13 protein-coding genes are annotated in these 13,892 nt (G+C 68.1%); 7 read left to right on the top strand and 6 right to left on the bottom strand.

All coding sequences use genetic code 11. From position 1 onward, the window contains the following. Positions 1 to 209: 209 nt before the first annotated feature. The 5 genes from ACFXJL_RS03390 to ACFXJL_RS03370 form a co-directional block, all read right to left on the bottom strand. Positions 210 to 1,421, bottom strand: a complete 1,212-nt coding sequence (locus ACFXJL_RS03390; protein WP_358876280.1) for a pyridoxal phosphate-dependent aminotransferase — start codon at positions 1,419 to 1,421, stop codon at positions 210 to 212. A 345-nt stretch (positions 1,422 to 1,766) separates the two neighbouring features. Further along, positions 1,767 to 2,420, bottom strand: a complete 654-nt coding sequence (locus ACFXJL_RS03385; protein WP_358876279.1) for a DUF4360 domain-containing protein — start codon at positions 2,418 to 2,420, stop codon at positions 1,767 to 1,769. A 291-nt stretch (positions 2,421 to 2,711) separates the two neighbouring features. Continuing rightward, positions 2,712 to 2,945: a chaplin gene (locus ACFXJL_RS03380; protein ID WP_358876278.1), complete on the bottom strand. Its 234-nt coding sequence runs from the start codon at positions 2,943 to 2,945 to the stop codon at positions 2,712 to 2,714. A 323-nt stretch (positions 2,946 to 3,268) separates the two neighbouring features. Next, positions 3,269 to 3,679 carry a rodlin gene (locus ACFXJL_RS03375; RefSeq protein WP_358876277.1) on the bottom strand — a complete coding sequence of 137 codons (411 nt, stop codon included), beginning with the start codon at positions 3,677 to 3,679 and terminating at the stop codon, positions 3,269 to 3,271. 503 nt (positions 3,680 to 4,182) lie between these two features. Beyond that, positions 4,183 to 4,593 carry a rodlin gene (locus ACFXJL_RS03370; protein WP_329022774.1) on the bottom strand — a complete coding sequence of 137 codons (411 nt, stop codon included), beginning with the start codon at positions 4,591 to 4,593 and terminating at the stop codon, positions 4,183 to 4,185. 242 nt (positions 4,594 to 4,835) lie between these two features. Between ACFXJL_RS03370 and ACFXJL_RS03365 the strand changes: the two genes are divergently transcribed. Continuing rightward, a complete protein-coding gene (locus tag ACFXJL_RS03365) occupies positions 4,836 to 5,075 on the top strand; it encodes a chaplin (protein WP_329022775.1) in 240 nt (79 codons plus the stop codon). A 237-nt stretch (positions 5,076 to 5,312) separates the two neighbouring features. Here the strand turns inward: ACFXJL_RS03365 and ACFXJL_RS03360 are convergent, their stop codons facing one another. After that, complete coding sequence (locus ACFXJL_RS03360; RefSeq protein ID WP_358876276.1) at positions 5,313 to 5,603, bottom strand: hypothetical protein; 291 nt, start codon at positions 5,601 to 5,603, stop codon at positions 5,313 to 5,315. Positions 5,604 to 6,137: 534 nt separating this feature from the next. On the opposite strand from ACFXJL_RS03360, the gene ACFXJL_RS03355 reads away from it, so the two are divergent. From ACFXJL_RS03355 to ACFXJL_RS03330, 6 genes are all read left to right on the top strand, one after another. Beyond that, positions 6,138 to 7,232, top strand: a complete 1,095-nt coding sequence (locus ACFXJL_RS03355; RefSeq protein WP_384688790.1) for a DUF3344 domain-containing protein — start codon at positions 6,138 to 6,140, stop codon at positions 7,230 to 7,232. A gap of 62 nt (positions 7,233 to 7,294) precedes the next feature. Next, a complete protein-coding gene (locus ACFXJL_RS03350; RefSeq protein WP_384688787.1) occupies positions 7,295 to 8,539 on the top strand; it encodes a glycosyltransferase in 1,245 nt (414 codons plus the stop codon). Next, positions 8,536 to 10,044, top strand: a complete 1,509-nt coding sequence (locus ACFXJL_RS03345; protein WP_384688784.1) for a sugar transferase — start codon at positions 8,536 to 8,538, stop codon at positions 10,042 to 10,044. Before ACFXJL_RS03350 ends, ACFXJL_RS03345 begins: the two co-directional genes overlap by 4 nt. Positions 10,045 to 10,046: 2 nt before the next feature. After that, positions 10,047 to 11,411 (top strand): O-antigen ligase family protein, encoded by a 1,365-nt coding sequence (locus ACFXJL_RS03340; RefSeq protein ID WP_384631505.1) that lies wholly within the window; start codon positions 10,047 to 10,049, stop codon positions 11,409 to 11,411. Beyond that, positions 11,408 to 13,147 (top strand): murein biosynthesis integral membrane protein MurJ, encoded by a 1,740-nt coding sequence (murJ, locus tag ACFXJL_RS03335; RefSeq protein ID WP_384688781.1) that lies wholly within the window; start codon positions 11,408 to 11,410, stop codon positions 13,145 to 13,147. The genes ACFXJL_RS03340 and murJ overlap by 4 nt, the downstream gene beginning before the upstream one ends. Beyond that, on the top strand, positions 13,137 to 13,889 hold the full coding sequence (locus tag ACFXJL_RS03330) for a polysaccharide deacetylase family protein (RefSeq protein ID WP_358876271.1): 753 nt from the start codon (positions 13,137 to 13,139) through the stop codon (positions 13,887 to 13,889). Before murJ ends, ACFXJL_RS03330 begins: the two co-directional genes overlap by 11 nt. The last annotated feature ends 3 nt before the right edge of the window (positions 13,890 to 13,892 follow it).

Here is a 13,892-nt window from a genome sequence, read left to right as displayed (position 1 = left end):
GAGATGCTGGCGATTTACGGGCCGCACTTCGCCCATAAATCGCCCCAAGGCATCTGAATGCACCGGAAGGCCGCCTCCCAGGGCCGGTCTCAGCGCCGGCGTACGCCCCGGAGGGGGCACGACATGCGGCTGAGCGCTGGGCCAGGAGGGCGGCCTTCAGGTGTTGGCCCGCCTTCCGCACGTCAGCGGCGGAGGGTGCGGGCAGGGCCTCAGGGCTGGCCGTAGCCATCCAGGAACGATCCGATCCGGGTGATCGCATCCGCGAGCTCCGGCGCGGCCGGCAGGGTCACGATCCGGAAGTGATCCGGCTCCGGCCAGTTGAACCCGGTTCCGTGCACCACCATGATCTTCTCGGCGCGCAGAAGGTCGAGGACCATCTGTCGATCGTCCTTGATCTTGTAGACCTGTGGGTCGAGCCGGGGGAAGAGGTAGAGCGCACCCTTCGGCTTGACGCAGGTCACCCCGGGGATCTGGGTGACCAGGTCGTACGCGACGTTCCGCTGCTCCAGGATGCGTCCGCCCGGGAGTACGAGGTCCTCGATCGACTGTCGACCGCCGAGCGCCGTGGCCACCGCGTGTTGGGAGGGCATGTTGGCGCACAGCCGCATGTTGGCGAGGACGGTCAGCCCCTCGATGTAGGAGGCGGCGTGGTCCTTGGGCCCGCAGACCGCCATCCATCCGGTGCGATATCCGGCCACCCGATAGTTCTTCGAGAGGCCGTTGAAGGTGAGGACGAGGAGGTCCGGGGCGATCGCGGCGGTCGGCGTGTGGGTCGTGCCGTCGTAGAGGATCTTGTCGTAGATCTCATCGGAGCAGACGACCAGCTGATGGCGCCGGGCGATTTCGGTCAGCCCGCGCAACATCTCGTCGTCGTAGACCGCACCGGTGGGATTGTTGGGGTTGATGATCACGATCGCCCGGGTGCGGTCCGTGATCTTCCGTTCGATGTCGGCGAGGTCCGGCATCCAGTCGGACTGCTCGTCACACCGGTAGTGCACGGCCGTACCACCGGCCAAGGACACCGATGCGGTCCACAGCGGGTAGTCCGGGGCGGGAACGAGCACCTCGTCACCGTCGTCGAGCAGTGCCTGCATCGACATCTGGATGAGCTCCGAGACGCCGTTGCCGAGGTAGACGTCCTCGACGTCCAACTCGATGCCCTTGGTCTGGTAGTGCTGCATTACCGCGCGCCGTGCGGACAGCAACCCCTTGGCGTCGCCGTATCCATGTGCGGTGCCGAGATTGCGGAGGATGTCCTCCAGGATCTCGGGTGGGCATTCGAACCCGAAGGCTGCCGGGTTGCCGGTGTTGAGTTTGAGGATGCGCTGCCCTGCTGCTTCCAGCCGCATCGCTTCCTCAAGGACCGGACCCCGGATCTCGTAACAGACATTCGCGAGCTTCGTCGACTGGATCACCTGCATGACGGTGAGCTTACGGCCGCGTATCGGCGCGTGCCGTGCGTTTTTCCGCGGCTCGCGACAAGGGCACCGGTAGGGGAATGTCCTCTTTAGTGCTTCATTTGGCGAGAGCGCCCCACGTCCTTGGAAAACGTTCCCCGGATGAGCTCGGCACCTGCGGTTCGCCCCTTGGGCGACGGAGAGCGACGGATGAATGTTGCGCTCGTCACCTCGCCCGTAAGGGCCCTAATGAGGGCTGAGCCATGAGGCCGAAGACCATGAAAGGGGCGGAAAGCCACCGCCCCGGCCGTTGGAAGGAAGCGGCCGAGGCGGGGTCGCTCGTTAGGTCAGCGCGGGGCGTTCAGCGGTTCAGGGGCATTCCTTCCACGCGAGTCGGTAGACGGTGTCGATGGCGCCATCGGTGGAGTCCATCGCCATGAAGCTGGTGGTCTTCGTCCGGTCGGAGAGCCCGGGGCTCACCCGCAATTCGGTGTTCACGTTGAAGTTGCGCTTCACGCCGCAGGGCGCCCAGACCATCTGGCCCCACTCCGTGCTGTTGGTGGCCTGCCAGTTGTCGTTCAGGGGGCCGCGGAAGTTGTGGGTCCGGGAGGCTGTGACCGGCGAGCCCTGGAAGTAGTACGACGCCTTCTGGGTGCCGATCGCGGTGGGCTCCAGGCTGGCGAAGCCGCGGTAGTCCGTGCTGGCGATCGCATAGGTGAAGCCCTGCGGTACATGGAGCACCAGGCTGAGCTGGCAGTTCTTCCGGAAGTCGGTCGGTGAGGCACCGACTCCCACCTTGGCGAGGTAGTCGCTGTAGGTCACGGTGAAGGCGGTGTTGTCCTCGGAGACGGCCACGGCCGCGGTGCCGGGGTGACAGCCCGATCCATTGATGGTTGCGATGTCGATGGTGATTTTCTCTGGTGGTGCGGCAAAAGTCACCGTCTTCGCGGAAGCGTTCGAAGCACCGAGCAGTGACGCCAATATGGCCGCCGCAGCACCACTCGCGAAAAGTGCACGGGACATGATTCTCCGTTCGATGGGAATGAGAATTCTTTCATCCAGAAAAGACCATGACCGGGCAGGGTCATGACAATCCTTCAGGAAATGAAACAGTTTCCTGAAGGAGCGGATAGCGGAATGCTAGATACCGGGAGGTGCTGTTGCCAGAGGGTTAGCCACTCTGGTCGTTATCGGCAATGAGTTGGCGTGAAACAGCCCCGGGGCACGCTTTCGCATGCCCCGGGGCTTTGATTCTCTGACTCATTGTCAGTTATTCGCTACTGACGAATTGTCGGTAGCGAAGACAGAAAGTAGTCAGTCGTTCACACAGGTGTTGCCGAAGGCGGGGTTGAGAAGTCCGATCACGTTGATCGAGTTGCCACAGACGTTGATGGGCACGTGAACGGGGATCTGAATCAGGTTGCCGGACAGAACGCCGGGCGAACCGATCGCGGCACCAGTGGCGTCGGCGTCGGCCATGGCCGGGGCAGCAGAGCCCAGCGCCATGATGACACCAGCGATGACGGCAGCAGCCTTCTTGTGCTTCATCTTGTGATCCTTTCAGTGGCGGTGCGGTACGCAGCCACGGCCTTCGCGCTGCGTCGACAGTTTTCTGTGCATTCGCACCCCCGCAGATCTAGTAACGAGTGGATTCCCGCGAGGAAACCGCCATATGGCTAATCGTTCGAAATGTCACTCGTATGCCGCACTATATTTCTTCAGATCGGCAGCAAATTGCTTTAGGTGATAACTCAACGTAAAGCGATGGGGTGACGTCGTTCAAATTTCGAGAGCGCCGGAGCCGCCCATGGCGGGGAGGAATGAGTGTGCCCCCGAACGCCTTGCGCTCAGGGGCACACTCAGTTCGGCGCTTAGTTGTTGCCCGCGCCGTTGCCCGACAGGATCGGGATGTTGCTGAGGATGTGCGACAGCGGCTCGTCACCCTTGGCCTGCGTCGAGTTCTCGGTGCACTGCTGGTTCTGCGGCGCGGAGAGGATCGAGACGTCCTGGACGGCGACCGGGATGAGACCGATCAGCGAACCGACGTTGGCCTTCGCGGGCAGGGCGATGCAGGGCTTGTTCAGCGACCCCTGGACGAGGGCGAACTGCGGGCTCATGTCGCCGTGGGTGGCGGAGTTGCCGTAGGTCTGCGAGGCGCCGTTGCCGCTGAAGGAGGTGGTGCCGTTGTCGTTGCCGATGGCCAGGGCCGGGGAGGCCACGGCCGCACCGGCGCCCACCATCGAAGCGGTGACCGCTGCGGTAGCCAGAATCTTCTTGATCACTTGATGTCCCTTTTCGCTATGAACGATCGATCGTGGAGCAGACTGATCAACTGCCCTCGACCCGTTTGGTTCCGCCCGTTCACTCGAATGCGGCACGGCCCTCGATGGCGATGACGAACGGAAGATCAGCGGAGTGTCATATAAAAGGACCCCGGCGGGAGGGGGCGGACCGCCGCGCGTCTCCCCACGCGCCATGCCAACAGGAAGCACGACTGCCCCACGACGCAATGCGCCGCCGGCTGGAGGCTTGCGCAGGAAAGGATCCATGGGCGATCCGCCCGTCCCATTGAAGCAGCGCGCACAGCGCCCGCAGGGTCGACTTCACCCGTCTGCGGAATGAATCCGGAACGAATCAGGAACGGCTTTCTTCCAAGAATTCCCAAGACCACCGGAACAGCACGAGCACCTCGACGCCCAAAGGGAGTCGAGGTGCTCGTGCTGCTGTCGTAACCGCTGTCTCCGATGGCCGGGAGCGCCAGGAGCCGATCGGAAACAGAACGGGGTCAGCTGTTGGCGACGCCGTTGCCGGAGAGGACCGGGATGTTGCTGAGGATGTGCGAGAGGGGCTCGTCACCCTTGGCCTGGGTGGAGTTCTCGGTGCACTGCTGGTTCTGCGGGGCCGAGAGGATCGGGATGTCCTGGACGGCGATCGGGATGGCACCGATCAGGGAGCCGACGTTGGCCTTGAGCGGAAGACCGATGCAGGGCTTGTTCAGCGAGCCCTGGACGAGGCCGAGCTGCGGGCTCAGGTCGCCGTAGGTCTCGGAGTTGCCGTACGTCTGGGAGGAGCCGTTGCCGCTGACCGAGGTCGTGCCCTGGTGGTCCCCGATGGCCATAGCCTGCGGCGCCATTGCTGCGCCCGCGCCCGCCACGGAGAGGGTGACCGCCGCGGTCGCCATAACCTTCTTGAACATGTTCCGTCCTTCTGTTCGTGGATGCCCACTGCTGGAGCGTCCTGAGCAACTACGTCGTCGGTCGTTTGGTTCTCCCGGTTCACTCCAATGGGCCTTCTTGGCCTTTTGTGGGCCGTTCATCGGAACAATCCGCCGAACAGGGGGTAGCTGGGATGTCGCCCGTGTCGTCTTGCCCGGTCGTCCGTTTCGATCTGTGTGAGCCCATCGCTGGGCAGAACATCGAACAGAAGGTGCTATCTCCCATGAAGACTGCCAAGAAGGTCGCCGTGGTCCTGGCCACTGCCGGTATGGCCGCTGGTGCCGCCGCGGGCTCCGCGTTCGCGGACAGCTCGGCCCACGGTGCCGCCGTCGGTTCCCCGGGTGTCCTCTCCGGCAACCTGATCCAGGTCCCGGTGAACGTGCCGGTGAACGTCGTTGGCAACACGATCAACGTCATCGGCCTGCTGAACCCGGCGTTCGGCAACACCGGTGTGAACGCCTGACGTTCCACCCGCGTCACACATCGACAGTGGCGTCACCGGCACCTGCTGGTGGCGCCACTGTCGTCGTCCGGGCTCAGGGCCGTGCAGATGATGAGTGTGAATCGGGCCCTCCGCGCACTCGGCACGGGCGTACGAGGAGCACGAGCACGCGTGAGGACGGACGTACGGACGCACGATGAGGGGGTGCGGCAGCAACTGCCGCACCCCCTCATCGCGGTGCTCGGGCGGGGCCGTACGTCAGCCGCCCAGTTCAACACCGCCGAGCAGCGGTGTGAGCTCGCTCGCGGTCCGGAGCACGTGCTGGGGAGCGTCGCCCTTGACCTGGTTCAGTCCGGTCGCGGTGTCGGCGACGTCCTTCACGGCGTCACCGCTACCGCCGTTGAGGAGCGGCGTCTCGCTCACCGCGTGGGCGAGGCCGCCGTTCAGGCTCATGGGAGGCATGCCCGACGTGGCGGCCATGGCCGGAGACGCCGCGCCGAGCGCGGCCACCGAGCCGGCGATGATCGCGGCAACCCTCGTGTACTTCATCTCTTCGCATCCCCTTCTCCGGCGACGGTCGTCGCCGCCTTCGCCCTGGGTAACGAGATGCGGACGACGGAGAAACCCTTGCGGAGTTTCTCGTATCAAAGGCTCATGTGTTCTTCCGTACGTCGGATCGTCCACTGGTGCGGTGAACGCCCGGCGTTGAGGCGGTGCGGGAAGCTGACTTGGCCGGTGGACGCGAGGGGAATGCCAGGGCGCAGGGCCGACGCCCGTCTGCTTTCCGCTGCCTGCCTGTCGACTTCGGGCGGCCGACGGAGACTCCCGGAGGGTCCTCAACGAGCTTCGTCTGAAAGGGATGTGCGGAATCACTCGAAGGGCTATTTGTTCTCGGTATCCCTCAGGCAATCCCGGTCACCTTTTATGTTGCTGAGCTGCCGGTCATAGTACCTACAGCTCGGATAACCTCCAGATGGCCCTACAAGCGAGTCTGCGTGATTTCCAACTAGCTCTCTGACAAAGTGCACTCCTGCTTTTGTCATTGTTGACCAAGCATGTTGACCAGCATGGAGAGCCAGCCTCATGAAGACATCGACGGGCTTCGCCGCGCGAGGCATCCTGGGTGCGCTGATCCTTCTTGCATTCTCGGGTACTCCGCTGTCGGCCGCCGGCGTCCCGTCGGCCGTGGAGGAATCTTCGAGAATTCCCTTCACCCAGCGGTACCAGGCGGTTCACCACGGTGGCGTCGTGCGCGCCGCGAACTCCTCGATCACCTGCCGGACCGCCAAGTCCACCGCTCCCGCCTCCTGTTCCTCCGTCAAGACGGGCGCGGACGGGACGAACGGCGACTTCGACATGTTCTACATCGACGAGGACGACGACGCGAACACGTACAACTCCAGCCGGGCGGAACTCGCCCTGCCCAAGAGCTCCCGGGTGACGTACGCCCGGCTCTACTGGGGCGGAAACCTCAGGGTCGGTGAGCAGAAGCCGCCCAAGGACAACGGCCGCATTCTGATCACCGAACCCGGCGGCAAGTACAAGGAAGTCCTCGCCGATACGCAGATCGCCCACCGCGACACGGACGGCAGCGATGCGTTCCAAGCCTCAGCGGATGTCACGCCCCTGGTCAGTCAGAGCGGTTCGGGTCTCTACACCGTGACCCAGATCAATGTGGCGATGGGGCATTCCCGTGTCGGCTCCTGGGGCGGCTGGACCCTCGTCGTTGCCTATGAGAACAGTGCGGAGCCTCTGCGCCACATCTCGATCTGGGACGGTTTCGAGACCCTGGACGCCGAACGCAAGAGCCATGACCTCACGCTCTCCGGATTGCGCATTCCCGCCCGCGCCACCGGTCGGGCCGGATTCGTCTCCTATGACGGTGACCGAGGCGTCAGCGGTGATGCGGTGAACGTGGTGGCGGACCAGGGAAAGACGTTCGGGCTCACCAGTTCGACCAATCCGGCGACCGACGTCATGAACTCCACCATCACCGGTCCCGGTAATCCGATGAAACGACAGCCTGCTCATGTGAACACCCTGGGCTATGACTCGGACGTGTTCGACATCTCTCCCGCGCTGGCATCCGGCGGTAGTCGTTTGAATTTCACGTTCTCCGCCGAAAACCTCGGATACTTCCTCGGCGTTCTCTTCGTGCAGGCAGATACGCGCCGCTGAGTCCCGACCGCGGCGCTGCTCGCCCGAGCAGGTCCCCAGCCCACGTACCAAGAGAGCCGCACGTGCCGCAACGAAGCCGGACTGAGCCGAGCCCACCGACCATCCTCCATCTCGTGCAGCCGGTGGAGGGGGGAGTCGCCCGCGTCGTCATCGATCTGGTCAAGGCGCAGACCGAGGAGGGGCTACGGGCCGTCGTGGCCTGCCCCAGCGGTGGTGAACTCGCCTCCGCGGTCGAGTCGATGGGCGTCCCCGTCCACCGCTGGCAGGCCGGACGTGCGCCCGGCCCCCGGCTCGCCCGGGAGGTCTTCACCGCGGCCCGATTGATCCGCGGACTCGCACCCGACCTGGTGCACGCCCACAGTGCCAAGGCCGGGCTGGTCGCGCGCCTCGCGGTCCGTGGACGGATTCCCACCGTGTTCCAGCCGCACGCCTGGTCCTTCGACGCCGTCGGCCCCACCGGAGCCCGTCTGGCGCTGGCCTGGGAGCGGCACGGTGCCCGCTGGAGCACCCGCACCCTGTGCGTCAGCGAGTCCGAACGCCGCGCAGGACAGGCCGCCGGCATCGACACCCGTTGGACCGTCATCCACAACGGCATCGATCTGAAGCGCTTCAACACCGATCATCTAGATAACCCAGATCACCCAGATCGCCCATACCACCCAGATCGCGCCGACCTTTCCGACGCAGGGGAGGGCAAGCGGCAGCTGGGTCTCAAACCACGTGACCTGAGCGGCATCCCCGCCGATGCGCCGCTGGTCCTGTGCGTAGGACGGCTCTGCCGGCAGAAGGGCCAGGACGTTCTGTTGGCAGCCTGGCCCCGGATCACGGCCGCCGTGCCCTCGGCGCATCTGGTGCTTCTCGGCGACGGTCCCGAACGCGAACGGCTCACCCGCACCGCCCCACCGCACGTCACCTTCGCCGGTGCCAGTCCCGACGTCCGGCCCTGGCTGCACACGGCGGACCTCATGGTGCTCCCGTCCCGCTGGGAGGGCATGGCCCTGGCTCCGCTGGAGGCCATGGCCTGCGGGCTGCCCGTGGTGGTCACCGACGTCAGCGGGGCCCGAGAGAGCCTGCCCCCGGGCCAGGAGACCCACGGCCTCGTACCGCCCGATGACCCCCGGGCGCTCGCGGACGCCGTGATCGCCCTGCTCAGGGACCCGGTCCTGCGCACCGCCCTCGGGCGCCAGGCGCACGGCCACACCCGGACCACCCGTGACTTCAGGGCCACCGCCGCCGCCGTGTCCGGCCTCTACCAGGACCTTCTGAACTCGCCCCACACCCTGACGAGGAAGAGCGCCACACGATGACGACGGAGAGTGTTCCAGCGCACCACACCGCCCGCACGATGGCGGTCACCACGGCCGTCAAGACCACCGTCCATCCACCGCGCCGCGGAGTCCGCCGCCCGCCCGTCCCACACGGCACGTTCGATGCATGGGGTGCTCACGGTCTGCGCCGCCATGGCCAGTTGGCCGGGCTGCTCACCGCCGATGTACTGGCGTTCGCGGTGACCGCAGCCCTGCTGGCCCCGCGGAGCTGGCCCGGTCCCCTCCTTGCGCTCCTGGCCCTCGTACCGCCCGCGCTGCACGCCTGCCGCGGGCTGTACCGGCCCGCTCTCTCCCCGTCCCCCCTGTTCGACGCGCCCGCAATCAGCGGTCTCGCGCTGGTGCAGTGGCTCGCCACCGCCGAGGGCCTCGCCGCCTACGACCCCCGCTACACCGCCGGTTGGCGACACCTCGCGCTGGCCGTCGCCGCCCAGACCGTGCTGTGCTGCGCCGCCCGTGCGCTCGTCCACCGCGCCCGACGCTGGTCGGTGCAACGCTCCCCGCAGTCGGTCCTCGTCGTCGGTCGATCCGCGCTCACCCAACAGGTCACCGCCGCCCTGTACGACCACGCCGAGTACGGGATGCGTCCCGTCGGGCACGTCGACATCGGCAAGGCGCACACCGTGCCCGCGCCCGCGTCCGACCCCGGCTCACCACCCCTGCTCACCTCCATCCAGGACGTCAGCCGGGCCGTGATCCAAAACGCCGTACGCCATGCGGTCTTCACCCAACCACCCGCGTCGGACGTCGAATCCGAGGCACTGCTCGCCCTCTTCGCCGAGCATCGCTGCGCGCTGTGGCTGGTCGACGGCGGTGCGGCCGTGGGGCAGACCTGGCGGCGGGCAGCCGGTCACGACCACCTCTGGGGGTTCTCCGTGACCCCGTTGCACAGTGGACTGCACCGCCCGCTCGCCCGGGCGGTGAAGCGGACCATCGACACCCTCGTCGCCGCGCTCGTCCTGGTCTGCGCCGCACCGGTACTCGCCGTGTGCGCGCTGGCCGTACGCATCGCCGACGGGCCCGGTGTCCTGTTCCGGCAAGAACGCATCGGCCTGGGCGGGCGGCCCTTCACCCTCCTGAAGTTCCGCACCCTGCGCCCGGCCGACGAACAGGAGTCCGCCACCCGCTGGAGCATCGCACTCGACCGACGGATGAGCACCACCGGGCATCTGCTGCGGCGCACCTCGCTCGATGAACTGCCCCAGTTGTGGAACGTACTGCGCGGCGATATGAGCCTGGTCGGACCGAGACCCGAACGGCCCTACTTCGTCACCCAGTTCAGCCACACCCACCCCGGCTACCGCGACCGCCACCGCATGCCGGTCGGGATCACCGGACTCGCACAGGTCAACGGTCTGCGCGGAGACACCTCCATCGAGGAGCGGGCCCGCTTCGACAACCACTACATCGCCACCTGGTCGCCCTGGCGGGACGTGTGCATCCTGGCGCGCACGGCCACCGCGCTGTTCCGGCTCGGGGGCAGTTGACCATGACGGTGCAGTCCGCCGCGCTCGCCCTCCCGCTCGCATCGCCGTCACCCGGCCCGAGGGGCATGCCGCGCACGATCGCCCGCTGGTGGCCGCTGCTACCGCTGGTCGTGACGGTGCTGCTGCTCGCCGCGCCCCTGCCCGCCGGCAGCGAGGCGGGCGCCGGCGGTCTCGCCCCGGCCGATGTCGCATCCGCGGGACTGGTCGGCTTCGCCCTGGTGCGCACGCTGCGACAGCGTGCCCGCCCGCTGACCGCGGTCAGTGCCGTCGTCTTCGCGCTACCCGCCCTCGCGGTGACCGTCGCCACCGTCACCGCCGCCGATCCGATGGCCGGCCTCACCGGGTACGTCCGCTACCTCCAGGTCTTCGTCCTCGTGCCGACCGCGGTGGTCCTCCTGCTGCGCGACACCCGCGACTTCCGCGTCGTCACCGGCGCACTCGCCCTCCTCGCCCTCGCCCAGGGGGCGATCGGCGTCCACCAGTACGCCACTGGAACCGGCGCCTCCTACATGGGCGAGGACATCCGGGCCGTCGGCACCTTCGGGCCCACCGACGTCATGGGAATGGCGACCGTCGTCGCCTACGGACTCCTCGCCGCCGCCGCCGTGGCACTGCGCCCGCCCGCCGGCGCACCCCGCTGGCTGCGCCCCCTCGCGGTCGCGACGACGGCCGCGCTGGTCCTCCCGCTCGCGCTCTCGTTCAGCCGGGGGACCTGGATCGCGACCGCACTGGCCGCGTTCGCCGTCATCGTGCTCACCGGGGTGGCACGCGCCGTGCGGGTCCTGCTGGTGCTGACCGCCGTGTCCGTGGTGCTCGTCGGCGGTCTGGGAGTCGGCTCCGAGTTGGTCGCACAACGACTGACCAGCATCACCCAGGTCACCGACGCCCCCGACCGGTCCGTCACCGACCGCTACACCATGTGGTCCGCCGCCGCGAGCATGTGGCGCGAGGAACCAGTCCACGGGGTCGGCCTCAAGGGATTCCCCACCCATCGGGACGGCCACGCCTCCATCGGCCTGTCATCGGGCAGCGACACCGCGGGTGCCGGCCGTGCCTTCCAACGCCAGCCGCTGCTCTCGCCGCACAACATGTACCTGTTGATCCTCAGCGAGCAGGGCCTCATCGGCGCGACCGCGTTCATCGGCAGTTGGGGAGCCATCCTCCTCGGTTCGCTCCGGCGACTGCGCGAACGCCGCGGGGCGGCCGACTGCGGTCTCGCCGCCGTCGCGCTGATGATCTGGCAGACGGTGGACTTCCTGTACGCCGACATCGGCGGGCCGTCCACGGTGCTCACCGGTGTGGTCCTCGGGCTCGCCGCCTGGTGGGCGCTCGCCCCGGCCGCACCCGACGGGGCGAAGACCGCGTGAAGGATCGGGACGCACAGGCCGAAGGGGCACCGCAGGCCCCGGCACGCCCCGCGGAAGACCCGCAGCAGACCGACGGGCCCACCGAATGGCACACCCCGCCACCGAAGGCGACCCTGCCGGTCGGCGAGGCCACCGCGGACACCACCCCCCGGCTGGGGAACTTCCTCGCCCGCGCCGCCGCGGTCACCGCGTCCCTCACCGTCGCCGGCGCCCTCCTCGGGCTCGTCCGGGACCAGGCCATCGCCCAGTTCTACGGCGCCAGCACCGACAGCGACGCCTTCCTCATCGCCTGGACCGTCCCCGAGATGGCCGCCACCCTCCTCATCGAGGACGCGATGGCCCTCCTCCTCGTCCCCGCCTTCAGCCACGCCATCGCCCGCCGAGCCGCCGACCGCTCACGCGACGCGGCGCCCGGGGCCGACCCCACCCGGGACGCGGTGCGCGACCTCGTCGCCGCCACCCTGCCGCGGTTGTTCACCGGGCTCGCCCTCGCCACCGTGCTGCTCATCGCACTCGCCCCGCAGTTCGTCCGCGTCCTCGCCCCCGGTTTCGCCGATCCGGACCTCGCCGTCGACTGCACCCGGCTCACCGCCCTGACCGTCCTGACCTTCGGCATCACCGGGTACTTCAGTGCCGCACTGCGCGCCCACGGCCGCTTCCTGCCCCCCGCCGGGGTGTACGTCGCCTACAACACCGGCATCATCGCCACCATCCTCGCCCTCCACACCGTGTGGGGCGTGCGGGCCGCCGCGGCCGGGGTCGCCGTCGGCGGGCTGCTGATGGTCCTCGCCCAACTACCCGCCTTCCTACGCCAGGTGAACCACCCGGCACCGGCACCCCGTCGGCGGCGCGTCCCGCGCCAGCGCGAGCACGCACCCCTCATCGGCTTCGCGGTCGTCGCGCCGATCGTGTTGTTCGCCATCAGCCGTCAGTCACAGGTGCTCGTCGAACGGTTCCTCGCCTCCTCCCTCCCGGGCGGGGCGATCTCGCATCTGAACTACGCGCAGAAGGTCGCACAGATGCCGATGGTGCTGTCGCTGATGTTCTGCACGGTGACGTTCCCCGCCGTCGCCAAGGCCATGGCGGAAGGAGACCGCGAGCGGGCCCGCCGTCGAGTGGAGAACGACCTCGCCCTCGCGGGCCTCGTCGTCCTCCTCGGCACCGCGCTCATCCTGGGATACGCACCCCAGATCATCGAAGTGCTCTTCCAGCGCGGTCAGTTCGACGCGGCGGACACGGCGACCACCGCCACCGTCATGCGCGTGTACGCGGCCGGTCTGCTGGGACACACCCTGGTCGGTGCGTTGGGCCGGCCGTTCTTCTCCTCCGGACGCCCCACCTGGTACCCCGCAGCCGCCATGGCAGCCGGGCTCCTCGTCACCGTCGCCGCCGGCACCGTCGCGGTCGGCCCGTGGGGCGTCTACGGAATCGCCGCCGCGAACGCCGCCGGCATCACCACCACCGCCCTGCTGCTCCTCCACGGTCTGGGCACCCGCGTGGTCTCCATCCACGTCCCCGCCATCAGCCTGGCCCTCGCCCGGCTGGCCGTCGCCGCCGTCACCGCCGCCCTGGCCGGCCGACTCGCCTCCTCCCTCACCCCCCACCCACTGACCGCCCTGGCCGTCGGGTGCCTCCTGGTACCCGCGGTCTTCACTGTCACCGGACTCGCCGTCCGGGCCCCGGAAGTCGTCCATCTGCTGGCACTCACCCGACAGAGGATCCGTCATGTCCGCTGACACGGCGACGGCCCACAGCGCCGCCGACACCACCACCCGCGAATCCCTCACCCGGCCCTGGATCCTGATGTACCACTCGGTCGCCGACCCCACCGACGACCCGTACGGCATCACGGTCGCCCGCGACCGCCTCGACCTCCAACTGCGGTGGCTGCGCCGCCGAGGTCTGATCGGCGTGGGCGTGGGCACCCTGCTGCGCGCCCATGCCCACGGCAACGCCGCCAAACTCGTCGGGCTGACCTTCGACGACGGGTACGCCGACTTCATCGACGCCGCCCTGCCCGTACTGCGCCACCACGGCTGCACCGCAACGCTCTTCGTCCTGCCCGGACGCATCGGCGGCACCAACGAGTGGGATCCCGACGGGCCGCGCCGCCCGCTCATCGGCGAGGACGGCATCCGCACCGCCGTCGCGGCCGGTACCGAGATCGCCTCGCACGGACTCGCCCACACCGATCTGACCCGCGCCGACGACGAGGAACTGCGCCGGGAGACCTGGCTCAGCCGCCGATGGCTGGCCGAACTCACCGGAAGGGCGCCCGAAGGCTTCTGCTACCCGTACGGCACGGTCGACGCACGGGTCGCCGGCGCGGTGCGGGACGCCGGGTACACCTACGCCTGCGCCATCCGACCCCCCACCGCCGTCGCCGGCACCTACGCCCTCGCCCGCACCCACATCAGCCAGGCCGACCGGGCCGTACGCCTCGGGGTCAAGCGCCTGCGGCACCGGCTCGGCAGGTGAACG

The organism is Streptomyces sp. NPDC059256 (assembly GCF_042753785.1).
Classification (GTDB): Bacteria; Actinomycetota; Actinomycetes; order Streptomycetales; family Streptomycetaceae; genus Streptomyces.
The sequence above is the reverse complement of the archived record's forward strand: the minus strand, read 5'-3'. Positions and strand labels throughout refer to the sequence as shown.

Excerpts from the sequence above, each read along its gene's own strand:
- ACFXJL_RS03355 (WP_384688790.1), top strand. The coding sequence starts at position 6,138 with ATGAAGACATCGACGGGCTTCGCCGCGCGAGGCATCCTGGGTGCGCTG.
- ACFXJL_RS03380 (WP_358876278.1), bottom strand. The coding sequence starts at position 2,945 with ATGAAGCACAAGAAGGCTGCTGCCGTCATCGCTGGTGTCATCATGGCG.
- ACFXJL_RS03330 (WP_358876271.1), top strand. The coding sequence starts at position 13,137 with ATGTCCGCTGACACGGCGACGGCCCACAGCGCCGCCGACACCACCACC.
- ACFXJL_RS03370 (WP_329022774.1), bottom strand. The coding sequence starts at position 4,593 with ATGTTCAAGAAGGTTATGGCGACCGCGGCGGTCACCCTCTCCGTGGCG.
- ACFXJL_RS03340 (WP_384631505.1), top strand. The coding sequence starts at position 10,047 with ATGACGGTGCAGTCCGCCGCGCTCGCCCTCCCGCTCGCATCGCCGTCA.
- ACFXJL_RS03365 (WP_329022775.1), top strand. The coding sequence starts at position 4,836 with ATGAAGACTGCCAAGAAGGTCGCCGTGGTCCTGGCCACTGCCGGTATG.
- ACFXJL_RS03385 (WP_358876279.1), bottom strand. The coding sequence starts at position 2,420 with ATGTCCCGTGCACTTTTCGCGAGTGGTGCTGCGGCGGCCATATTGGCG.
- ACFXJL_RS03360 (WP_358876276.1), bottom strand. The coding sequence starts at position 5,603 with ATGAAGTACACGAGGGTTGCCGCGATCATCGCCGGCTCGGTGGCCGCG.
- ACFXJL_RS03345 (WP_384688784.1), top strand. The coding sequence starts at position 8,536 with ATGACGACGGAGAGTGTTCCAGCGCACCACACCGCCCGCACGATGGCG.
- ACFXJL_RS03390 (WP_358876280.1), bottom strand. The coding sequence starts at position 1,421 with ATGCAGGTGATCCAGTCGACGAAGCTCGCGAATGTCTGTTACGAGATC.